Source organism: Pantoea sp. GCM10028869 (assembly GCF_042666835.1).
GTDB classification, from domain to species: Bacteria; Pseudomonadota; Gammaproteobacteria; order Enterobacterales; family Enterobacteriaceae; genus Pantoea; species Pantoea leporis.
This window is the reverse complement of record NZ_JBHTGO010000011.1, coordinates 23,956-45,231: the sequence shown is the minus strand read 5'-3', so window position 1 is coordinate 45,231 and position 21,276 is coordinate 23,956. Positions and strand designations below refer to the sequence as shown.

Sequence of the window (21,276 nt, the reverse complement as noted above, 5' to 3'; positions counted from 1 at the left end):
AGTGAGTATTAATTTTATGAACCTGAAGGCTTCTCTCGCTACCGTGGCGATGCTGTTTGGCGCTATGATTTTTTCACAAAGCACGCTGGCTGCTGTTGCATTGGATCGCACCCGCGTCATTTATGACGGCGCTGAACGCTCAATCAGTTTGAATATCAGCAATGAAAATAAAGCGCGTCCGTATCTGGCGCAAAGCTGGCTGGAAGATGAGCAAGGAAAAAAAATAAAGTCGCCGCTTATGGCGCTCCCTCCAGTTCAGCGTATTGAGCCGGGTCATAAAAGCGCGATTAAAATCCAATCTTTACCTGCCGCAAAATCATTGCCTCAGGATCGTGAATCTTTGTTTTACTTTAATTTGCGCGAGATTCCGCCACGCAGTGAAAAACAAAACGTATTACAAATTGCGTTACAGACCCGCATCAAACTCTTTTATCGCCCAGAAAAATTAATGATCGATCCACGGGCTTCGATCAAACCCGTACAAAATCAACTCACGTTGAAAAAAAACGGTGATCAATACACGGTGATAAATCCTACCGGATATTATGTCACGCTGATTACTGCAGCCAGTCATGTTGATGGTAAAGAAGAAAGTGATTTTAATCCGATCATGATTCCGCCACAGGGCAGTGCCGCTATTAACGTAAAAGCCAGTAAGTTAGGTTCGCATCCGGTATTAAGCTATATCGACGATTTCGGCGGTCGGCCAAAATTGACATTCAGTTGCAAAGCCAATGTGTGCCGTGTCACCGATAGCCGCGAATAAGCATGAACAGCATGAAGTGGCTGGTCATCGTTTTAGCACTGCTGCACTGCAAAATGCTCTTCTCAGCGCCGATCGCGCCGCATGAAGAAATTATCCCCGGCACGAATAGATATCCAATTAATGTGTCGGGGATTATCGTCAGCTCCCAATGTACTTTGAATGGTGATCGAGAAAGTCGTGTTAACTTCGGCGATATCATCATTCAACTAATTGATGGTATCCGGTTCAGTAAATCGGTGCCATTCACCGTCACGTGTCCGGGAGCTTTCAACGGGGAGCAGGAAGTTTTTATCTCAGCTACAGCGGCGGTGTTTGATAAAAATGTCATTTCTACCACCAACAGCAATGTGGGCATCAAATTAATATTAAACGGTAAAGACATCGAAATAAATAAAGCACACAACATTGATTGGCGAATATCAAACACATTGATTGCCGTGCCGGTTAAAAACAAGGTCAAAGTCACAGCGGGTAACTTTACTGCAACCGCCACCATGGTATTGAATGTTCGTTGAGGAGACACGGAATGCAGATTATAAAAATAATGCTCTATCCACTGATCATTGCATTTGCGTTGCATAGCACGTTGTCTAATGCCAATGCAGGCGTCAACTTTTCAGGAAAGCTGATTAACGTCCCGTGTAAAATTGACAATAATAAAGATATCGATGTCAACTTTGGTGACAATGTGGATATTAATGAAATAGATGGCCTAAAATACACTGAATTGCTGACGCTGTCGATTAAGTGCGATGAAAACTATTCCGAAAATCTTTACTTCCGTGTATCGGGTAGCGCAGCAACATTTGATAAAGCAGCAATACGCACTAACATCACCAACGTTGGGATAAAATTCATCAATGGTAAAGATGGCACACCACTCGAAATAAATAAAAAATACAATTATGTGCAGACGGGGGATTTTTCTCTGAAGGTAGTTCCTGTTAAAAAATCTGGTTCAATACCCTTACCAGGTAAGTTAACAATAAGTGCACAACTGATCGTCGAGCCTCAGTGAATGAAAACTGCAATACTCATACTATCACTCTTTATTTATTGTTGTAATTCACACGCTGTGAAAATAAATTTTTCAGCCACACTGATCAGTATTAATTGCGTAATAAACAATGACAAACCGGCAGACGTTGATTTTGGTGATGCAGTAGGAGTAAATCATATTGATGGTGTGAGATATCAACAGCGTGTTCCTATCAGCATCGTATGTCGGACCCCGCCGGGAAAACAGCTGGAACTGGCATTTTTGGGCATAACCAGCAATTTTGATGCCAGCGCATTATTCACAGGGATTGATGATTTAGGTATCAGGATAATGCAAAATAATCAACCCATTATAATCAATCAGCGCTTTACGCTTGATGATGTTACGCAGCCAATATTTTATGCCGTTCCGATAAAGCGAGCTGGCAGCGCTTTGAAAAGCGGACGTTTTAAAGCGCTTGCAACGCTTGTTATTAAATACGAGTAATGATTATGCGCTTCCATATTATGTTAATAATAACTCTGCTATCAACATGTTCTATAAACGCCTTTGCAGCTGCTGACTTTTCTTTTACAGGCGGATTAGTGCAGGAACCCTGCATTCTCGACCCCAACAGCAGTGATATTGTTATTGATTTTGGCAGCGTCATTAATAAATTTCTTTATCGCTATCAACGTACCGCAGGTATTTCCATAACGCTTAATTTACAGGGTTGCGATACCTCAACAACCAATAAACTCTCAATCACCTTTAAGGCAACAGAAGATGCGCGGCAAGCGGGCATGATGGCACTTGATCCATCCAGTACCGCAAAAGGCATCGCCATTGGCGTTGAAGAAAAAGGTATTTTTATTCCGATAAACAAAAGCGTCGAGAGGATTTTCCATTCTGGTGACAACAAAATGGTCTTTGACTTATTCCTGTCTGCTAATCGTGAAAGCATTAAAAATAACGAATTACATCCCGGGACAATCAATGCCAGCGCAACCATAGAACTGGAGTATCACTAATGAGCATTTTTAAACTCATCATTTATTTTATTTGCATAATTATAACTGCATCAGCACAAGCCACAATCATCAGCCATAATACTTTTCTTTCCTGGATTGGAAAATATACTACCTTTCGTATATATGTTGATCACTGGGATGAAGATAGCCCTTTGAAAAATCCGTGTTATAAGCAGTCGGGCTGTAAGATCGCGTCTTTTCCGGAAAATGATAGGGTTCCCGCTGACATTCATGCGCCAAATGTCTTATCTGCAGAAAACTATGCAACTATTGGTGAACTGGGAAAAGCGTATAAAGCTAAATACCCTTTATCGATAGAACATACCTTTCAAATAGACGGCAGGTCAGCTGAATACAATTGTTTCCGATTGGCAGCATTTCAAAATGATTGGCATGATGCAACCTTCCTGCCTGATAATATCTGCATCCGGGATCATAAATATCCCGTCAGCTGTTCACTTTTGGGTGATACTAATCTCTATCACGGTTATGTTTCTGATAAAAGCATAAACGGTAATACTGCTCAAACGCAGTTAACGCTCTCCTGTAGCTCAGCGGCAACGGCGAAAGTTTATGCGGTAGGGTTTAACAACAATATTGTCTCACTCCGTTCGGATAACAGTTTGCAGACTGAATTAAAAGTCAACGATCAAGATGCTTCTGAAGGCATTGAGCTTAAAGTAAATTCAGCCAACTTGCTGGCAACATTTACGCTTAGCTCAACGCTGCGTACTCATGGAGCGGTCACACCTGGCGCATTTAATGGCGCCGGCACGCTCATCATTACCGCTTATTAATTAGAAGAAAACCATGTTTTTTAGCCCTACTTTTCGCAAGCCCCCATTTACTACATTATTTGTTTCACTGGTCGTGGCGAGCGACTTAATATTGATGCTGCAAGTTTACGTTGCCAATATGGGCGGTTCAGGTTTTCGTTTGCCGCAAAATCTTATTACGCTCAATTTTATGGGCATCTGTATTTTTATCGTGGCAATAAAATGCCTCTTTTCTCCCCCCTCAACGGGCGGGGTGCGAGTGGCAAAGGTGACACCGATATGGCTGCTAGCGTTTCTGCTCCTTAGCCAGCCCATACTCTGTACGTTTTACGGCAATCATGATGTGACCTTACTCCCCCAGCTAACTGCCTATGCTCTGGCAGTGCTGTTTTACCTGGCCATGCTACAAATCCCCCTTTCGCCAAACGTTAAAAGGCTCTGGCTGGTATGCATCATTACTGCGGCCGTGGCGCAGGCGATGCTGGCGCTATGCCAACTCTTCATGACGGGGGCAAATAACTGGATGGAATTTCCGGCAGATGGCACCCGCGCCTATGGCATTTTCCAGCAGGTAAATTTACTGGGTAGTTTTCTGGCTACTGGCTGGACGTTAGCGCTGTATTTTAGCTTTAAGGTGCGTCATGGCGGGCTTCGTTTACTATTGGCAGCGATCATGGCTGTATTGCTGGTGATTTTAATGATCATCCAGTCTCGCGTTGCCTGGCTTGGTGCGTCGGCCAGTAGCGCTTTACTTATCTGGACATTCCGCCGGCATCGCCATTGGCGGCAACACCTCTTGATTGGCTTACCGATTGCATTAGCAATTGTGATAGCTTGCCAGACCCTGCTCGCGTATGCCCCCATGGCGGGATTACAAAAAGTGGATAAAACCCATTCAACGGCAGGCCGTGTGCAGATGATCACGCACAGCCTGCATATGATCGCCGAACGTCCTTTACGTGGCTGGGGTGCGGGTCATTTTGAGCACGATTATCTGCTGCACGTACGTGAGGAAACGGCGCATCCGTTGAATTCTCGTCCCCCAACGCACCCGCATAATGAAATCCTGTTTCAGTGGATGGAAAATGGCGTTATTGCGCTGGCGGGAGTGGCACTAATAATTTGGGCATGGTTCAAGCCCGTCGTAACCGGCAGCCCTCATGCAAGGCGACGCGCCTTTACGTTTTGGACGATGACCTTACCTATCGTGACCCATCTGCTTTTTGAGTATCCACTCTACCAGTCCGCGCCGCATGGTCTGGTATTACTACTGCTGATCCGTCTGATGCAATCTGAGTCAGATCTGCAAAGCCTGACTCTGCGCCCGTTGGCGCATTACGCTGCAACTGGGTTTGTCACCCTTTTTGCTCTCGCTTTGATGGTTTTTGCGGCAACAGGTTTGCACACCAATGCCATCCTGACGCAAATTGAGCGCAACAGGTTTGCTGATTTTTCCCATGCTGAGCAACTTATTAATCCTTACGCCCAATGGGAGCGCTATCAGTTTGATGCAAACCTTCATCGTCTAATGACGTTCAACAGCACAAAAGATGTCGGACAATTAATCCAATTCAAAGTGTGGGCAAGGGAATACCTGACAAAGCACCATGATGCCAACGTTACCTATTCACTGCTTAAAATTGCCATGTTGCAGGGAGACATGGAATGGCAACAGAGACTGCATCAGCGCGGTCATCGGCTTTTTCCTGAAGACAAACGCTTTAATCTTCCTGAACAAAGTAAATAAAGCGTAAAGATTAGTGTGTCCTTATTAACAGACAGTTCTTAATCCACTACGTGATGGCTATTTTGACTTCTTTAGGATGAGTTTACCCTGCTGTTTTTAAAGGGAATGAATAAAAGGTGATAGAATGAAGCCGTTCTAACCATGAATGTGCTCAATCCTGAGGATTGCAGAGATTGGGTAACATTGACGGCACTTTTTGCTAAAGTGCTGGTCGTAATCAATACAGTTGTACCGCTCCAGGAACTCAGGGACCCTTTTTCTTCGTGCGATACATTTTTTCCCCGACATGAAGGCGTTATGACGAAATCCAGGCAGTTCCGTTCCAAACTTCTGCATCCCCGTTATTGGTTTACCTGGTTTGGGCTAGGTGTACTGTGGCTGCTGGTGCAACTTCCTTACCCCATTCTGATCCGGCTTGGTGCTGGCGCTGGCAAATTGTCGCGTCACTTCCTGAAGCGCCGCGAACGCATCACCCGTCGCAATATCGAGCTGTGCTTTCCCAATATCAAGGAAGAGAAAATCGAGGCGATGATCGCCGGCAACTTCGAATCGCTAGGAATGGCGCTGGCAGAAACCGGCATTGCCTGGTTCTGGTCTGATGCACGCGTGCGTCGTTACTTCGAAGTGCATGGTCTGGAAAACCTGCAGCACGCACAAAGCCACCAGCGTGGTGTGATGGTCATCGGTGTGCACTTTATGTCGCTGGAGCTGGGCGGCCGCATTACCGGTTTATGCCAGCCAATGATGGCGATGTATCGTCCGCACAATAATCAGGCGATGGAGTGGGCACAAACCAAAGGTCGCATGCGTTCGAATAAAGCGATGATCGATCGTCGCGATTTGCGCGGCATGGTGCAGGCGCTGAAAAAAGGCGAAGCGGTTTGGTTCGCACCGGATCAGGATTACGGCCCCAAAGGCAGCGTGTTTGCTCCGCTGTTTGCGGTGAAACAAGCGGCGACCACCAACGGCACCTATGTTTTGTCTCGTCTGGCAAAACCGGCAATGCTGACCATCGTATTGATTCGTAACCAGGATAAGAGCGGTTATCAGCTGATTATTCAGCCTGAACTGGAAAATTATCCGTATGAAGATGAAGCCGCTGCCGCTGCTTACATGAATCGCGTGATTGAGAATGAAATTCTGCGCGCGCCCGACCAATATCTGTGGCTGCATCGTCGCTTCAAAACCCGTCCGCCGGGTGAAGCGTCTCTCTATATCTAATCTCTTGATGCAGCAGGTTTTCACCTGCTGCTCATTTTCTCTGCTCACATTTGACAACCATTCTTAACGAAAAACAGGTTTGTCAAAATCTGCCCCGCCTCTTGTAATGGTCGCCTTCACCTCTCTTTGACCAGAACCATGACACAGCACTTTCACTGCAAATTTCTCGCGCTGGCCGTTGCCACTGCGCTGCTGGCCAGTTGTGCCAATCCATACGGCTTACACCCCAAAAACACGCTGCTTGATGCTAACGCTCTGCAAGCCAGTCAATCCCTGAAAAACGCGCATTTCAGCGCCGCGAATTGGCCAAAAAGCGCATGGTGGCAAGGTTTTAACGATGCTCAACTCAATCGAATGATTGATGATGCGATGGCATCCAACCCGGATTTGCAGGTAGTCAACGCGCAAGCGGATAAAGCCAATGCACAAGTGATTGCCGCCGATGCCGAACGCTATCCGGATGTCGATCTCAACGCGGGCATTACGCGCTCGCGTGTGGCAAAAGTGGATGATCCGCTGCTGGAGGGGAAAAGCTACAGCACGCTGCGCACCGCTAACGTTGGATTGAGCTACACCTTCGATTTATGGGGCGGCAAAAAAGATGCCGCTGAAGCCGCATTGGGGCAAGCACGTGCCAGCGAGTTGGATCGTCAGGCCAGTCAGTTAACGCTAGCCGCGAACGTGACGCGAGCGTGGAACCACCTTAATCTCGCCTGGAATAATGCCGAACTGGCGCAGCAGAATGCCGAGCGTGCGGCGGGTATCGCCAAAATTCAGCAGCAATATGTCAGCGCTGGCCTCACTTCCGATTACCAATATAAGCAGGCGCTGTCGCAGCAGAAAACCGCGCAAGCCGAATTGACGCAAGCTCAACAGCAAGTCACCGATGCCGGTATTCAGCTTTCGACGCTGATAGGTAAAGGCCCGGATTACTGGCACCAGCTAAAACCGGCGCAGATGAATGTGCCGGTCGCCGCCATGCTGCCAAACACCATTCCGGCCGAACTGCTGGGTCGTCGTCCGGATGTGGTGGCCGCGCGCTGGCGCGTTGAAGCGGCATCGAAACAGATCGCCGCCAGCAAAACCGAGTTCTATCCCAACATCAATTTGGTGGCCGAAGCCGGCACCAAATCACTGCTCGGCGATGCCTTGTTTGGTGCACCAAGCCGCTTCTTTAATGTGGGACCGAGTTTGTCATTGCCGATCTTTGACGCGGGCAAACGTCGCGCCGATTTAGCAGAGAGCGACGCCGATTACGATCTGGCGGTAGCGCAGTACAACAAATTGCTGATTAGTTCACTGGGCAATATCAGCGACACCATTACTCAGTTGCAGTCGATTCAGGATCAGCTGGCGCAACAGGAAAGCGCTAACCAGCTGATTCACAGCGCGTGGGATGATTTGCATCGTGAATACGCAGCGGGCCTACGTCCTTATCTTGATGTGCTGACAATCCAAAATCAGTTGATCGAATCCGACCAAAAACGGGTGGCGCTGAAGGCGCAGCAGATTAACCTTGCAGTGGTTTTGATAGAAGATTTGGGCGGCGGATTCCAGAGCTCCAACTCTAAAGTTTAAAAAGTCACCATCAATGGCGGCCCTGCGCAGGAATGTGCCGATTTTGTCGGCTGGCATTCTGCCGTGCATTGATGAATCATAGTCCGCACTGTGTAATCACCTGCGGACTATTATGATGGAACAGAATATTGAGGCTGGTTGGTTGCGGCCTCTGATTGCCGACCGACTAACACCGTACCTCGAAATTGATGCAGCGCGCCTGCAACGCAACCTGCAACAGATGCAGCAAAAAGCCGATGCCGCTGGCGTCACGCTACGTCCTCATATCAAAACCCATAAAAGCGTCTGGATTGCTGAGCAGCAGCGAAAGCTCGGCGCGCGCGGCATTACCGTATCTAAACCGAGTGAAGGCATCGCTTTTATTCTCGGTGGCGAACGCGATCTGCTGCTAGCTTACCCAATTGTGCATGCCGATACGCTGAAAGAACTTTTGGCGGTAGCCGCACAACATCAGGCGCGCATTACCTGCATTGCGGATTGCGCGAATGGCGTGGCAGCAATAGCGGCTGCACATCAGCGCCAGCCCGATTGCCAGCTGGCGTTAGCCATCAAGGTGGATGTGGGATTACATCGCATCGGTGTTGATCCGCACGACGATGCCGCCGTTACGCTGGCGCAACAAATTCAGGATGCGGGCCTCACGTTTGCCGGGCTGGTTTCTCATGCCGGTCACGCTTATGGCGCAGGTAACGCCGCAGCGATTGCCGACGTTGCCCTGCAGGAAATCGCATTGATGCGTGATCTGCAGCAGCGCCTGATTGCCGCTGGTTTTGCGCACTGCCCGATTTCAGTCGGTTCAACGCCAACGGCATTGGCGGCACCCGTCGCGCAGGGCAGCGATGAAATCCGCCCCGGCAATTATGCGCTGCTCGATCTTACCGCATGGCGTTTAGGTCTCTGCACGCCAGATGCGTTGGCGCTGAGCGTGGTAACGCGCGTGGTAGCGGTCAATCCGCACTTCGCCATTATTGATGCCGGTTCCAAAATGCTTAGCTCTGACAAAGGGCCGCACGGCACCAATGCCAGCGGATTTGGTATCGCCGTCGATGAGCAAGGCAATCATTATGAAGTGTTGAAGCTGTCGGAGGAGCATGGTTTCCTGCAATATGCTGAACAGGCACCCACCGTTGGCGCGCTGCTGCGCATCTTCCCTAATCACAGCTGCGCGGTGGTTGCGCAGTCCGATCGCTTCGTGCTGCGCCATGCTGATGGTACGGGTGAAGAACAGGCTATTCAGGGACGCGGCAAGTTTATCTGATTACAGCGTTTTCACGGAAACCGCTGCTGACCCACACTTCCATGACCGGGCCGTTTGCAGCCCGGAATCAGCGTGCTTTAATGGCTGTATCACATCAGGAGGTCCCATGCTGCCATCTCAGACCGTCACACTAACGGTTCCACGCAACTGGTTAGATTTGTATGAAACCATCTGGAAACCGGAATGCTTTGCCAAATGGGCTAGCGGACTCAGCGCCAGTACGCTGACGCAGGAAGGGAACAGCTGGAAAGCCAAAGGTCCCGAGGGAACGGTAAAGATTCGCTTTACCCCACACAATCCCTTTGGCGTGATGGATCACTGGATTGATACCGGAACGGGTAAAGAGATTTATATGCCGATGCGGGTGATTGCCAATGAGCAAGGTGCGGAAGTTGTGATGGTGGTTTATCGTCAAGCATTCATGTCTGACGAGAAGTTTGCCGAGGATGTTGCATGGGTAAAACGCGACCTGGAACAGCTTCTTCATCTGTTAACTCATTAGAATCAATGGATTATGCAGAGATCGCTTCTTTAACGCATGCTGGAATCAATCAATAAAAATCGCTTACTTTTTTGCTCAGTAGCGTTTAACTGTTTTGCTCAAACCTTCACGTATTTATCTGTTAAACACCAGTCTGGCTTAAGCATCCTCAACAGGAAAATTCCTGGTGAGGATGTGCAGAAAAATGCTGAGTGCCTCTGATTTATCAAAGTTTTTTCTGTATTTCTTTATCGCCGATTCATTCAACCGTATGGAATGAAGAAAAGCACTAATAAATAGTAAATCATTCGCCTTATATATTCTGATGCAAATTCTGAAACCATTTATTCCTGCAGTCTATTTATAGGAGTTTTCTGATGGTGTTAAATTAATTAAAACACGGTATAACTCATTTCACACACAGCAGTAACCATAATAACAACAGCAGGGAAATAACATGGATCGCTCAACCTATCCTTTGTTATCAGAAAAAGAATTCGTTGAGATTGCCAGCCGGATGCTGGCCGGGGAATATATAAACTCAAAGGGATTTTATAATGATCTTACGGATTTCCTCCGCACAGGAGGAGATACCATTAAGACAACAACATCATTAAGCGCCAGGGTCATCTTAATAAATTCAGAACATCATTTAATTGAACGCATTTTTACGTGGCAAAACCTGAAAGGTATATCAGGGCTGCGTCAGGATGCGCTGCATTGATGTAAGCTGTGCTTTGGCCTGTGGCCAGAGTAAACCCTTAATTGCACTGGTACATGTACCATAATGAGCAGAATATGGCGATAAGAGAAAAAAATCTGACCAACGCTAAATGGTCAATTTTGTCATCGATTAAAATCGTCGGCATTGGTGTTTTACAACTTTCACTTCTGGCACAAATACTCCAGGCAAACGAGTTAAATTTACTCGCCATTGCTATTGTAATGTTATTGATTATTGACACACTGGCCGATCGCGGATTTGGCAATGCCATTATCAGAACAAAAAACCTGAACAACAGCGATCTCTCAATATTATATTGGGGGAATGCATTAAGCGGACTCGCTATTTTTGCCGCGCTGTTTATTGGTAGCGATATTTCTAGCCGAATAATGAATCAACCCGAAATGGCAATAATGCTGGAAATGATTTCGGTCATCTTCATTATTATTCCGCAGGGACAACATTATCGCGCCATATTACAGCGGGAAAACCAATTTTCACGCATCGCTTTCGCGGAAACATCTTCTGTGCTGGTGGGATTAAGCGTCACACTGTTTACCGTGTGGCTGACACCTTCAGTGCTGTGCGCCATCTGGGGCTACCTCGCCATGGTATCCATCAGAATGCTGATTTACTGCTACTACGGTCGCTCCTGGTTCCAGCCAGAATACCGCTTTAGCCTGAAAAGTTTCGCTAACGTGCGAGCAAGAAACGGATAATAAAAACAAGTCTGTATGGTGGGCTCTGGGCATCTGAAAAGATGCGTTCGCGTGCTGGTCGCCAGCACGCTTTTTTCTTTTTAGGCTTCCAGTAACTCTTCCAGTGACTGAAAACTGAGTTCGCTTAATTTGCCGTTACGCTGCAAGCGCAACCAACTCACTATCATGCGTAACTCATCAATCACCATGTAGAGATCGGCCATATCATTCTTGCTTTTAACCTGCAGTCGCGCCAGTGCATTGAGTTTGTGTGCATTCACTGTTTTATGACTGATGCCCAGGCGAATGCCGATGTGCTCAATGCTGTAACCCCACGCCATCATCAGTAGTACCCTTAATTGCCTGTCTGGCAGAAGAATATCCGCGCCTTCAACTAACTGAATTTGGGCATTAGTGTTGATGCTGGTGAGGAGACGGCTGGAAAGTATCTGACGAGATGATTTTAAGTCCAACACCGTGAGCGAAGGCAGGTAACGACTGAGCGCATGCATCAGCGGTAACAAACGCCGCGTCAGCACCACGATTTGCATCGTGGGAAACTGCTGCTGTAAGGCGTAAAGCACTTTTAAGGTGCCGGTTAGCGGCATATTTTCATGAAAGATACACACCAGCAAACGCGGTTTCATCTTTTCGCACTTCGCCATGACCGTGCTGAGAGACCATAGCTCATGCAGCTGACACGCAACAGGTAACGAGGACAAAAGACTCTCAAGCCCCAGCGCCGCCAGTTTGTCAGAGGAGAAAAAGAGGATGTCTTCGTTACGAGTTTTCATGCCTGTCCAATAGTTGCTACACGTGATGCCTGAGAGCGGAAAGCCTGCTTCAATTGCCAGTAATCACGTACGACACAAACTGGCTAGAACTTAAGAAGAGAAGATCTGCCCCTCTTCGCATCATTTATACTTATGCGAAAAGGCCAATAACTGCAGATTTATCCCGCCTGCTAAGCCTGTTAGCATGCACGCCATCAAAAAGCCTAATCCGATAACGCTTTATTTAGAAAATCTCAGTGGTCTACACTCTGAGAAATCTTTAGCCTTGCCGCCAATTTACTGGAGTGCTCTATGTTGTTAACCGTTCTCTATATTATTGGTATTACAGCCGAAGCCATGACCGGCGCGCTGGCGGCAGGACGTCGTAAAATGGACCTGTTTGGCGTGATCATCATCGCCTCGGTCACCGCCATTGGCGGCGGTTCGGTGCGTGACATTTTGCTGGGCCACTATCCGCTCAGTTGGGTTAAAAACCCGGAGTACATCATGATCGTGGCTGCGGCTGCGGTTGTGACCACCTTTGTTGCACCGCTAATGACGCACCTGCGCAAAGTGTTTCTGGTGCTGGATGCGCTGGGTTTAGTGGTGTTCTCCATTATTGGCGCCCAGGTTGCACTGGATAGCGGGCACGCCTCCATCATTGCTGCCATCGCCGCCGTGATCACTGGCGTATTCGGCGGAGTGCTGCGCGATATGTTCTGCAACCGCATTCCGCTGGTGTTCCAGAAAGAGCTGTATGCCGGTATCGCTTTCGCCTCGGGCTGGATGTATATCCTGTTGCTGAAAACGCCGCTGGCGCATGAAGCGGTGGTGATCATCACGCTACTGTTCGGCTTCTTCGCCCGCTTGCTGGCGCTGCGTTTCCGCCTCGGTTTGCCGATCTTCAACTATCCCCATCCTGAACATTGAATCAGTTGCAGGAATCTCCTGCTGCTGCAGGAAGTGAATCAACTGCTGCAGGTGCGCATCCTGCAGCATCATCACAATCCGTTGCGCTAACACGCTACCGATACCGGGCAGTTGCTGCCAGCTTTCCGGCGTTCGCGCCAGCAACTGCGACCACTGCGCATCCGGTAAAGCCTGTAACGCTGCACGCGGCAACGGCAAGCCAAGCGCACTCACCCAGCGTCGCAGCGGCTGCTCACGCGTCAGGTTAAAGCGGTGCCAGATAAGTTGCGCGCGAGCCGGCGTGATGCCATTAGCCTGCGCAATCTGATCCGGCGTCAGTGTCAGCCAGGAAAAGAGATGGCTGATAGCGCCGCTATCCAGTAGGCGCTGCCAGCTGCTGCGCTGAACACCCGCAATATCGAGTACCGACTTCTGGCTGAGCCAGCTAAGGCGAGATAAAAACTGCGCCCGGCAGTCGGCGCTAAAGTGCAGACAGGTTAAGCCGTGGAATTCACCCTCCTGTGGCGACGCTGGATAATCGCGCTGCGCCACACGCCAAATCACGCGCTCCAGTCGCGGAATGCCTAATCCCGCCAGCGTGAGCGTCACCTCATCACCCGCGATCACATCCAGTTCCCGCCAGCGTCGCAGGGAACCAATGTTTACCCGGCGTACCGTTTTGTCCTCCAGTTGTACCGGTATCAGATTTAGCACCACGGCGATCTTGCCCGTGCGGCCCACATTGAAATCCACTGACAGCACTTCGCTGCTGACTTCTGCTGGTTGATACTTCCATGCCGCTGACCAACTGCCCTGGCCGGGCTGCCAGTCGCGCCCTGCGCTGACAGGTGATTGATGGATTACCACGCCGTCGGTGACAAACGGCAGCGATTCGCGGAACCAGCGATCGCGCCATACCGCGACTTCCTCTTCATTACTCACCTGACGGCTCCAGCTCTGCGCCAGCCCAAATCCCCATTGTGTGAGCTGCGCCAGACGATCGGGCATTGAATTGGGTCCATCCGGCCACGCCCAGATAAATACGCCAAGGCGCTCAAGCAGCGGGCTGGTGTCGTGGCGCATCATCGCTCCCGCCACCTGAGCGCGCGCGTTCTTGCCGCCGTCACGCGCCTGTTGATGATCGGTCATTTGCAGAAACAGCTCACCTTGCAGCACCACTTCCTCATGCAAGGTATCCAGCCGCTGCGGGATGGAGGGAATATGTGCGGATTTGGCCAGCCACTCTTCGCCACGCAAACCATCGCCGCGGCTGATCAATGAGGCCAACTTACCCTGTCGATATACTAAAGTAACGGCGACGCCATCGACTTTCGGCTGCAGCCATAGCGCAGATTTGTCCTGCATCCAGTACGCCACTGCCAGCTTATCGCGCAGTTTGCGCACGCCGGTATGCGCCACCGGATGATGCGTACTGCCATCGGTGGTGAGTTGTGCATCGTAGGTGGCGTGCGCCGGAGTGAAACAGCGCTGCCACTGCTGTAATCGCTGTTGCAGGCTGTCGTAATCGGCATCGGTCACCAGATTAGTGCCCTGCCGGTAATACGCGTCATCCCACTGTCGTAGCTGGGTTTGAAGCTGTGTGATTTCCTGCCCCGCGCGCACCGGCGACCAATTCGGGCAGAGCGCTTCGGCCCAGCAACCCATACTGAATAAGCAACACAATAGACTCAGGCATCCTTTCATCTTCGCTCTCCTTTTTTGCTATTGGAGCGCGCAGCGCAGGCCTTTACCAGCCATGAAGATTGTGCGCTGGATGCAGATTCCAGAGATTAAATTGCTGTTGCAGCCTGCTACATCAGCCTCTGGCGCGGCTTCACAGAAAAAAGAATTGCCTCAGCCAAGCGGCAAACGCTGCGTGACCACCCCAAGCCGTGTATACTGTGCAGGAAATCGACTCCGCTCTTTACTCAATTCAAGATAACCATGGCTCAAGGCACGCTTTATATAGTTTCCGCCCCCAGCGGCGCGGGTAAATCCAGCCTGATTCAGGCGCTGTTAAAGACACAACCGCTGTACGATACGCAGGTGTCTATTTCTCATACCACCCGTGGCGTGCGTCCCGGTGAAGCTCATGGTGAGCACTACTTTTTCGTCTCTAAGTCCGAATTCGAGACCATGATTGCAACAGACGACTTCCTCGAACATGCGGAAGTGTTTGGCAATTATTACGGTACGTCACGCGCTGCGATTGAGCAGGTGCTGGCGACCGGCGTGGACGTCTTCCTGGATATCGACTGGCAAGGTGCGCAGCAAATTCGCCAGAAAATGCCGGCCGCTCGCAGCATCTTTGTGCTGCCGCCTTCTACCGAAGAGTTGGATCGTCGCCTGCGTGGCCGCGGTCAGGACAGCGAAGAGGTGATTGCCCGTCGTATGCAACAGGCCGTGGCGGAAATGAGCCACTACGCCGAGTATGACTATTTAATTGTTAATGATGATTTCGATCTGGCGCTGTCAGATCTGAAAACCATTATTCGCGCAGAACGTCTGCGTATGGGTCGCCAAAAATCGCGACATGATGCTTTAATCAGCAAACTATTGGCAGTCTGAATTCACTTTCAGTATTATGCCCAGTCATTTCTTCATCATCTGTGGAGTAGCACACCTATGGCACGCGTAACCGTTCAGGACGCAGTAGAGAAAGTTGGTAACCGTTTTGACCTGGTGTTGGTCGCTGCACGTCGTGCACGTCAGATGCAGGTAGGCGGTAAAGATGCGCTGGTTCCGGAAGAGAACGATAAGCCAACCGTTATCGCCCTGCGCGAAATCGAAGAAGGTTTGATCACTACCCAGATTCTGGATGTCCGTGATCGTCAGGAACAGCATGAGCAGGAAGCCGCTGAGTTACAAGCCGTTACCGCTATCGCTGAAGGTCGTCGTTAACAGCACTTCGCAGGTCGCCCTTGTATCTGTTTGAAAGCCTCAATCAACTGATTGAAAAATACTTGCCTGAGGAGCAAATTAAGCGCCTCAAGCAAGCTTATCTAGTCGCGCGTGATGCCCACGAGGGTCAAACACGCTCCAGCGGCGAGCCTTATATCACCCATCCTGTTGCTGTAGCCTGCATTCTGGCCGAGATGAAACTCGACCACGAAACGCTAATGGCGGCGCTGCTGCATGATGTGATCGAAGATACGCCCGCCACTTACCAGGATATGGAACAGCTGTTTGGTAAAAGCGTTGCCGAACTGGTAGAAGGTGTATCCAAGCTCGATAAGCTGAAGTTCCGCGACAAGAAAGAAGCGCAGGCTGAAAACTTCCGCAAAATGATCATGGCGATGGTGCAGGATATCCGCGTCATCTTGATCAAACTGGCTGACCGCACGCACAACATGCGCACGCTCGGCGCGTTACGTCCGGATAAAAAACGTCGTATCGCGCTGGAAACGCTGGAGATTTACAGTCCTCTGGCGCACCGCCTTGGTATTCATCACCTGAAAACAGAACTGGAAGAGCTCGGCTTTGAAGCGCTCTACCCGAACCGTTTCCGCGTGATTAAAGAGGTGGTGAAAGCGGCGCGCGGTAACCGTAAAGAGATGATTCAGAAGATCCTTGCTGAAATCGACGGTCGCTTACAGGAAGCAGGTATTCCCTGCCGCGTAAGTGGACGCGAAAAACATCTCTACTCGATCTACCGCAAAATGCACCTGAAAGAGCAGCGTTTTCACTCGATCATGGATATCTACGCTTTCCGCGTCATCGTGAAAGATCTGGATACCTGCTATCGCGTGCTCGGACAGATGCACAGCTTGTACAAACCGCGTCCCGGACGCGTAAAAGATTACATCGCCATTCCCAAGGCCAACGGCTATCAATCGCTGCATACTTCAATGATCGGCCCACACGGCGTACCGGTTGAAGTGCAGATCCGTACTGAAGATATGGATCAGATGGCAGAAATGGGTGTGGCAGCACACTGGGCGTATAAAGAGAGCGGCGAAGTCAGCGGTACTACCGCGCAGATTCGTGCTCAGCGCTGGTTACAAAGCCTGCTGGAGCTGCAACAAAGCGCCGGTAGCTCGTTTGAATTTATCGAAAGCGTGAAATCCGATCTCTTCCCGGATGAGATCTATGTGTTCACGCCGGAAGGCCGCATCGTCGAATTGCCGGCTGGCGCCACGCCGGTTGATTTCGCCTATGCGGTGCATACCGATATCGGTCATGCCTGCGTCGGCGCACGCGTCGATCGCCAGCCTTACCCGCTGTCACAATCGCTGACCAGCGGTCAAACCATTGAAATCATCACCGCGCCGGGTGCTCGCCCGAACGCTGCCTGGCTCAATTTTGTCGTCAGCTCGAAAGCGCGCGCCAAAATCCGTCAGCTGCTGAAAAACCTCAAGCGTGAAGACTCCGTCAACCTGGGTCGTCGCCTGTTGAGCCACGCGCTCGGCGGCAGCAAGAAGCTGGCAGAGATTCCGGTTGAGAACATTCAGCACGAACTTGAGCGCATGAAGCTGACCGCCATCGATGATTTGCTGGCAGAAATCGGCTTGGGCAACGCCATGAGCGTGGTGGTGGCGAAAAACTTGCTGCAGTCAGGCAGTGAAGAGCCGCAGAGCAACAGCAAACGCAAAAAGCTGCCGATCAAAGGCGCGGATGGCGTGCTGATTACCTTTGCCAAATGCTGCCGTCCAATTCCTGGTGACCCGATTGTGGCGCACGTTAGTCCCGGAAAAGGTTTGGTGGTGCATCACGAATCCTGCCGTAACATCCGTGGCTACCAAAAAGAGCCTGAAAAGTTCATGCCGGTTGAGTGGGATAAAGTGACCGACCAGGAATTTGTCGCAGAGATTAAAGTCGACATGTTCAATCATCAGGGCGCACTGGCGAATCTGACCGCGGCAATCAACACTGCCAGTTCCAATATTCAGAGCCTGAATACCGAAGAGCGTGATGGTCGCGTGTATAGCGCCTTTATCCGCCTCACCGCGAACGATCGCGTCCATCTGGCGAATATTATGCGCAAAATCCGCGTAATGCCGGACGTGATCAAAGTTCACCGCAACCGTAACTAGCCCATGAACGCTCAACGTTTTGCCCGAATTCAGGAGATGCTGGCCCTGCGCCAGCACGATCTTACCGTTTGCATGGAACAGGTGCATAAACCGCATAACGTCTCGGCAGTGATCCGTACCGCCGATGCGGTGGGCATTCATGAAGTGCACGCCGTCTGGCCAAGCGTGCGTATGCGCACCATGGTTTCCGCTTCGGCCGGCAGCAACAGTTGGGTGAAGGTTAAAACGCATCAGCATATTGCAGATGCAGTGCGTCATCTGAAGGATGAAGGCATGCAGGTGCTGGCGACCAATCTGTCCGCCAAAGCGGTAGATTTTCGCGACATCGATTACACCAAACCGACCTGCATTCTGATGGGTCAGGAAAAAACCGGTATTACCGCTGAAGCGCTGGCGCTGGCCGATCAGGACATCGTTGTGCCGATGGTGGGCATGGTGCAGTCGCTCAATGTCTCGGTGGCTTCCGCGCTGATTTTGTATGAAGCGCAACGTCAGCGACAGAATGCCGGTATGTATCAGCGCACCTACAGCCTGCTGGATGAAGATGAGCAGCAGCGTTTGCTATTCGAAGGCGGTTATCCGGTGCTGGCACGCGTCGCTAAGCAGAAAGGCCTGCCGTATCCGCACATCAATGGTCAGGGCGAAGTAGAAGCCGACGCCGAGTGGTGGGCCACCATGCAATCAACAGGTAGAAAATGAAAGGCCGTCTGCTGGATGCCATCCCGCTCAGTACCCTGACCGGCGTCGGCGCCAGTCAGGCGGGCAAGCTGGCCAAACTTGGCCTGTTCACCATTCAGGATCTACTGCTGCATCTGCCACTGCGTTACGAAGATCGCACCCAACTGTATAAAATCAATGACCTGCTGCCCGGCGTTTATGCCACGGTGGAAGGTGAAGTGCTGAGCAGCGAAATCACTTTCGGTCGCCGCCGCATGTTGGTGTGCCAGATCAGCGATGGCAGCGGCATGCTTACCATGCGTTTCTTCAATTTCAATGCCGGGATGAAAAACAGCCTGGCGCCGGGCCGTCGCGTTACCGCTTACGGCGAGATTAAGCGCGGTCAGCGCGGTGCTGAAATCATTCATCCCGAGTTTCGCGTGCAGGGCGAACAAGGCGGCGTTGAGCTGCAGGAAACCCTGACGCCGGTTTATCCCACTACCGAAGGCATTCGCCAGGCGACACTGCGCAATCTCACCGATCAGGCGTTGACGTTGCTGGAGAGCTGCCCAATTGCCGAGCTGCTACCATCCGAGCTGAGCGGCGGGCTGATTAGCCTGCCGGATGCACTACGCACGCTGCATCGTCCACCGCCGGATCTACGTTTAAGTGAGCTGGAGACTGGCCGCCATCCGGCACAGAAACGCTTAATTCTGGAAGAGCTACTGGCGCATAACCTCAGCATGCTAGCAGTGCGCGCCGGTGCACAGCGCCATCATGCATTGCCGATGATGGCGCGCCACGAGCTGGTTGATCAACTGCTGGCGGCGCTGCCCTTCTCGCCAACCGGTGCGCAACAGCGTGTGGTGGCAGAAATTGAAAAGGATTTGGCCAACGATTTTCCGATGATGCGTTTGGTGCAGGGCGATGTCGGCTCCGGTAAAACGCTGGTGGCCGCACTGGCGGCACTGAACGTCATCGCACACGGCAAACAGGTAGCGCTGATGGCGCCGACCGAACTGCTGGCCGAGCAGCATGCCAACAACTTCCGCCAGTGGTTTGCACCGCTGGGAATTGAAGTGGGCTGGCTGGCGGGCAAGCAGAAAGGCAAAGCGCGTGAAGCGCAGCAGGAAGCCATTGCCAGCGGTCAGGTCGCGATGGTGGTCGGCACCCACGCGCTGTTCCAGGAGCAGGTGAAATTCAACGGCATGGCGCTGGTGATCATTGATGAGCAGCATCGCTTTGGCGTGCACCAGCGCTTAGCGCTGTGGGAAAAAGGCGAGGAACAAGGTTTCCATCCGCATCAGCTGATCATGACCGCTACGCCGATTCCGCGCACGCTGGCGATGACGGCTTACGCCGATCTCGATACCTCCACCATCGACGAATTACCGCCAGGACGTACGCCGGTGACCACGGTAGCAATTCCCGATAGCCGCCGCAGTGAGATCATCACGCGCGTGCAAAGCGCCTGTCACGAAGGACGTCAGGCTTATTGGGTGTGTACGCTGATTGAAGAGTCGGAAGTGCTGGAAGCGCAGGCGGCAGAAGCAACGTGGGAAGAGCTGAAAGTGGCGCTGCCCGATTTGCAGGTTGGCCTGGTACACGGCCGCATGAAGCCTGCCGAAAAGCAGGCGGTGATGGCGGCGTTTAAGGCCAATGAAATCCAGCTGCTGATCGCCACCACAGTAATCGAAGTGGGCGTGGATGTGCCGAACGCCAGCCTGATGATTATCGAAAACCCGGAACGTCTCGGTTTGGCTCAGTTACATCAGCTGCGCGGCCGCGTTGGGCGTGGTGCTGTCGCTTCACACTGCGTGTTGTTGTACAAAGCGCCGCTCAGCAAAACCGCGCAGAAGCGGTTGCAGGTGCTGCGCGATAGCAATGACGGCTTCGTGATTGCCCAGCACGATCTGGAGATTCGCGGTCCGGGTGAAATGCTCGGCACACGTCAAACCGGCAACGCCGAGTTTAAAGTGGCGGATTTGCTGCGCGATCAGGGCATGATTCCCGAAGTTCAGCGCGTGGCGCGTCATATCCACCAGCACTATCCAGAGCAGGCGCAGGCACTGATTGAGCGCTGGCTGCCGGAAACCGAGCGCTACAGCAACGCTTAATCCGCCGTCTTGCTTTTATCGATGGCAATAAAATCCCCGACAAATTTCTGCAGCAGACGCGCCAGCTCGGCGCGTTCTTCATCCGGCCAGCTGGCAAACAGGTTCTGATAAATTTGCGCGCGCGCCGCATCGATTTTGTCAGTCATCGCTTTACCTGCCGCAGTGATCACCGCTTCATTCACCCGTTTGTCTTTGGCATTTTTCTGGCGCTGCGCCAGCCCTAATTCCTCCAGCTTCGCCACCTGACGACTGACGGTGGTGTAATCGCGTCCGGCCCGCTCCGCCAGCTCCACCACGCCAATTGGCCCGAAGCGACCGATTTGAATCAGTAGCGGAAACAGCGCACGATCGAGCTGAATATTTGACTCTTTTATCAATAATTCATCACGTTGTGGACGATTGAAAGTTCCTACAATCATCAGCAGCGCATTGTGCAGATCATCAAATGCAGCACTATTATGTGTATTTTGCACACTTTTCATTGACGTTATCCTGAGGCAAGCCTAATGTGTGCATATTACACATAGT

The 21,276-nt window shown here is 51.1% G+C and carries 22 protein-coding genes; 19 read left to right on the top strand and 3 right to left on the bottom strand.

The window, feature by feature from the left end:
* The first annotated feature begins 16 nt into the window (after nt 1-16).
* From ACFQW4_RS21430 to ACFQW4_RS21370, 13 genes are all read left to right on the top strand, one after another.
* Complete coding sequence (locus ACFQW4_RS21430; RefSeq protein ID WP_377727359.1) at nt 17-766, top strand: fimbria/pilus periplasmic chaperone; 750 nt, start codon at nt 17-19, stop codon at nt 764-766.
* Between the two features lie 11 nt (nt 767-777).
* Nucleotides 778-1,281: a fimbrial protein gene (locus tag ACFQW4_RS21425; RefSeq protein WP_377727356.1), complete on the top strand. Its 504-nt coding sequence runs from the start codon at nt 778-780 to the stop codon at nt 1,279-1,281.
* Between the two features lie 11 nt (nt 1,282-1,292).
* Nucleotides 1,293-1,784, top strand: coding sequence for a fimbrial protein (locus ACFQW4_RS21420; protein WP_377727353.1), 492 nt, complete (start codon nt 1,293-1,295; stop codon nt 1,782-1,784).
* A complete protein-coding gene (locus tag ACFQW4_RS21415) occupies nt 1,785-2,252 on the top strand; it encodes a fimbrial protein (RefSeq protein WP_210081781.1) in 468 nt (155 codons plus the stop codon). It abuts the gene before it with no gap.
* 5 nt (nt 2,253-2,257) lie between these two features.
* On the top strand, nt 2,258-2,776 hold the full coding sequence (locus ACFQW4_RS21410) for a fimbrial protein (RefSeq protein WP_377727350.1): 519 nt from the start codon (nt 2,258-2,260) through the stop codon (nt 2,774-2,776).
* Complete coding sequence (locus ACFQW4_RS21405; RefSeq protein ID WP_377727347.1) at nt 2,776-3,573, top strand: hypothetical protein; 798 nt, start codon at nt 2,776-2,778, stop codon at nt 3,571-3,573. The genes ACFQW4_RS21410 and ACFQW4_RS21405 overlap by 1 nt, the downstream gene beginning before the upstream one ends.
* Nucleotides 3,574-3,586: 13 nt before the next feature.
* The gene (locus ACFQW4_RS21400; protein ID WP_377727344.1) at nt 3,587-5,299 is read left to right on the top strand and encodes a Wzy polymerase domain-containing protein; all 1,713 of its coding nucleotides are present in this window, start codon (nt 3,587-3,589) and stop codon (nt 5,297-5,299) included.
* A gap of 297 nt (nt 5,300-5,596) precedes the next feature.
* Nucleotides 5,597-6,520, top strand: a complete 924-nt coding sequence (gene lpxP / locus ACFQW4_RS21395) for a kdo(2)-lipid IV(A) palmitoleoyltransferase (RefSeq protein WP_101760701.1) — start codon at nt 5,597-5,599, stop codon at nt 6,518-6,520.
* A gap of 138 nt (nt 6,521-6,658) precedes the next feature.
* Nucleotides 6,659-8,098: an efflux transporter outer membrane subunit gene (locus tag ACFQW4_RS21390; protein ID WP_377727340.1), complete on the top strand. Its 1,440-nt coding sequence runs from the start codon at nt 6,659-6,661 to the stop codon at nt 8,096-8,098.
* Between the two features lie 115 nt (nt 8,099-8,213).
* The gene (locus ACFQW4_RS21385) at nt 8,214-9,356 is read left to right on the top strand and encodes an alanine racemase (protein ID WP_377727558.1); all 1,143 of its coding nucleotides are present in this window, start codon (nt 8,214-8,216) and stop codon (nt 9,354-9,356) included.
* 106 nt (nt 9,357-9,462) lie between these two features.
* On the top strand, nt 9,463-9,858 hold the full coding sequence (locus ACFQW4_RS21380; protein ID WP_101760704.1) for a polyketide cyclase: 396 nt from the start codon (nt 9,463-9,465) through the stop codon (nt 9,856-9,858).
* A gap of 436 nt (nt 9,859-10,294) precedes the next feature.
* Nucleotides 10,295-10,561 carry a hypothetical protein gene (locus ACFQW4_RS21375; RefSeq protein WP_137386792.1) on the top strand — a complete coding sequence of 89 codons (267 nt, stop codon included), beginning with the start codon at nt 10,295-10,297 and terminating at the stop codon, nt 10,559-10,561.
* A gap of 74 nt (nt 10,562-10,635) precedes the next feature.
* Nucleotides 10,636-11,280, top strand: a complete 645-nt coding sequence (locus ACFQW4_RS21370) for an oligosaccharide flippase family protein (protein ID WP_377727337.1) — start codon at nt 10,636-10,638, stop codon at nt 11,278-11,280.
* 80 nt (nt 11,281-11,360) lie between these two features.
* On the opposite strand, the gene ACFQW4_RS21365 is transcribed toward ACFQW4_RS21370, so the two are convergent.
* On the bottom strand, nt 11,361-12,053 hold the full coding sequence (locus tag ACFQW4_RS21365) for a LuxR C-terminal-related transcriptional regulator (protein WP_101760707.1): 693 nt from the start codon (nt 12,051-12,053) through the stop codon (nt 11,361-11,363).
* A 291-nt stretch (nt 12,054-12,344) separates the two neighbouring features.
* Between ACFQW4_RS21365 and ACFQW4_RS21360 the strand changes: the two genes are divergently transcribed.
* Nucleotides 12,345-12,962 carry a trimeric intracellular cation channel family protein gene (locus ACFQW4_RS21360; RefSeq protein ID WP_008109765.1) on the top strand — a complete coding sequence of 206 codons (618 nt, stop codon included), beginning with the start codon at nt 12,345-12,347 and terminating at the stop codon, nt 12,960-12,962.
* Here ACFQW4_RS21360 and ligB read toward each other — a convergent pair.
* The gene (gene ligB / locus ACFQW4_RS21355; protein WP_377727333.1) at nt 12,876-14,645 is read right to left on the bottom strand and encodes an NAD-dependent DNA ligase LigB; all 1,770 of its coding nucleotides are present in this window, start codon (nt 14,643-14,645) and stop codon (nt 12,876-12,878) included. The two genes, ACFQW4_RS21360 and ligB, sit on opposite strands and share 87 nt — an antisense overlap.
* A 240-nt stretch (nt 14,646-14,885) precedes the next feature.
* Between ligB and gmk the strand changes: the two genes are divergently transcribed.
* Genes gmk through recG form a run of 5 tightly spaced genes read left to right on the top strand, consistent with a single transcriptional unit; the run spans nt 14,886 to nt 20,748 of the window.
* Nucleotides 14,886-15,509 (top strand): guanylate kinase, encoded by a 624-nt coding sequence (gene gmk / locus ACFQW4_RS21350; RefSeq protein ID WP_008109768.1) that lies wholly within the window; start codon nt 14,886-14,888, stop codon nt 15,507-15,509.
* 57 nt (nt 15,510-15,566) lie between these two features.
* Nucleotides 15,567-15,842: a DNA-directed RNA polymerase subunit omega gene (gene rpoZ, locus ACFQW4_RS21345; RefSeq protein WP_007885265.1), complete on the top strand. Its 276-nt coding sequence runs from the start codon at nt 15,567-15,569 to the stop codon at nt 15,840-15,842.
* Between the two features lie 20 nt (nt 15,843-15,862).
* Nucleotides 15,863-17,974 (top strand): bifunctional GTP diphosphokinase/guanosine-3',5'-bis pyrophosphate 3'-pyrophosphohydrolase, encoded by a 2,112-nt coding sequence (gene spoT, locus ACFQW4_RS21340; protein ID WP_101760709.1) that lies wholly within the window; start codon nt 15,863-15,865, stop codon nt 17,972-17,974.
* Between the two features lie 3 nt (nt 17,975-17,977).
* Complete coding sequence (trmH, locus tag ACFQW4_RS21335) at nt 17,978-18,673, top strand: tRNA (guanosine(18)-2'-O)-methyltransferase TrmH (protein WP_101760710.1); 696 nt, start codon at nt 17,978-17,980, stop codon at nt 18,671-18,673.
* Nucleotides 18,670-20,748, top strand: a complete 2,079-nt coding sequence (gene recG, locus ACFQW4_RS21330; RefSeq protein WP_377727326.1) for an ATP-dependent DNA helicase RecG — start codon at nt 18,670-18,672, stop codon at nt 20,746-20,748. The genes trmH and recG overlap by 4 nt, the downstream gene beginning before the upstream one ends.
* On the opposite strand, the gene ACFQW4_RS21325 is transcribed toward recG, so the two are convergent.
* A complete protein-coding gene (locus ACFQW4_RS21325; RefSeq protein WP_110868425.1) occupies nt 20,745-21,230 on the bottom strand; it encodes a MarR family winged helix-turn-helix transcriptional regulator in 486 nt (161 codons plus the stop codon). The two genes, recG and ACFQW4_RS21325, sit on opposite strands and share 4 nt — an antisense overlap.
* Nucleotides 21,231-21,276: the final 46 nt, after the last annotated feature.

Coding starts and splice junctions, on each gene's coding strand:
- ACFQW4_RS21410 (WP_377727350.1), top strand. CDS start 2,258: ATGCGCTTCCATATTATGTTAATAATAACTCTGCTATCAACATGTTCT.
- ACFQW4_RS21405 (WP_377727347.1), top strand. CDS start 2,776: ATGAGCATTTTTAAACTCATCATTTATTTTATTTGCATAATTATAACT.
- ACFQW4_RS21385 (WP_377727558.1), top strand. CDS start 8,214: ATGGAACAGAATATTGAGGCTGGTTGGTTGCGGCCTCTGATTGCCGAC.
- ACFQW4_RS21430 (WP_377727359.1), top strand. CDS start 17: ATGAACCTGAAGGCTTCTCTCGCTACCGTGGCGATGCTGTTTGGCGCT.
- ACFQW4_RS21420 (WP_377727353.1), top strand. CDS start 1,293: ATGCAGATTATAAAAATAATGCTCTATCCACTGATCATTGCATTTGCG.
- rpoZ (WP_007885265.1), top strand. CDS start 15,567: ATGGCACGCGTAACCGTTCAGGACGCAGTAGAGAAAGTTGGTAACCGT.
- ACFQW4_RS21375 (WP_137386792.1), top strand. CDS start 10,295: ATGGATCGCTCAACCTATCCTTTGTTATCAGAAAAAGAATTCGTTGAG.
- ACFQW4_RS21380 (WP_101760704.1), top strand. CDS start 9,463: ATGCTGCCATCTCAGACCGTCACACTAACGGTTCCACGCAACTGGTTA.
- ACFQW4_RS21415 (WP_210081781.1), top strand. CDS start 1,785: ATGAAAACTGCAATACTCATACTATCACTCTTTATTTATTGTTGTAAT.
- lpxP (WP_101760701.1), top strand. CDS start 5,597: ATGACGAAATCCAGGCAGTTCCGTTCCAAACTTCTGCATCCCCGTTAT.
- ACFQW4_RS21370 (WP_377727337.1), top strand. CDS start 10,636: ATGGCGATAAGAGAAAAAAATCTGACCAACGCTAAATGGTCAATTTTG.
- ACFQW4_RS21360 (WP_008109765.1), top strand. CDS start 12,345: ATGTTGTTAACCGTTCTCTATATTATTGGTATTACAGCCGAAGCCATG.
- gmk (WP_008109768.1), top strand. CDS start 14,886: ATGGCTCAAGGCACGCTTTATATAGTTTCCGCCCCCAGCGGCGCGGGT.
- recG (WP_377727326.1), top strand. CDS start 18,670: ATGAAAGGCCGTCTGCTGGATGCCATCCCGCTCAGTACCCTGACCGGC.
- trmH (WP_101760710.1), top strand. CDS start 17,978: ATGAACGCTCAACGTTTTGCCCGAATTCAGGAGATGCTGGCCCTGCGC.
- ACFQW4_RS21365 (WP_101760707.1), bottom strand. CDS start 12,053: ATGAAAACTCGTAACGAAGACATCCTCTTTTTCTCCTCTGACAAACTG.
- ligB (WP_377727333.1), bottom strand. CDS start 14,645: ATGAAAGGATGCCTGAGTCTATTGTGTTGCTTATTCAGTATGGGTTGC.
- ACFQW4_RS21400 (WP_377727344.1), top strand. CDS start 3,587: ATGTTTTTTAGCCCTACTTTTCGCAAGCCCCCATTTACTACATTATTT.
- ACFQW4_RS21425 (WP_377727356.1), top strand. CDS start 778: ATGAAGTGGCTGGTCATCGTTTTAGCACTGCTGCACTGCAAAATGCTC.
- ACFQW4_RS21390 (WP_377727340.1), top strand. CDS start 6,659: ATGACACAGCACTTTCACTGCAAATTTCTCGCGCTGGCCGTTGCCACT.
- ACFQW4_RS21325 (WP_110868425.1), bottom strand. CDS start 21,230: ATGAAAAGTGTGCAAAATACACATAATAGTGCTGCATTTGATGATCTG.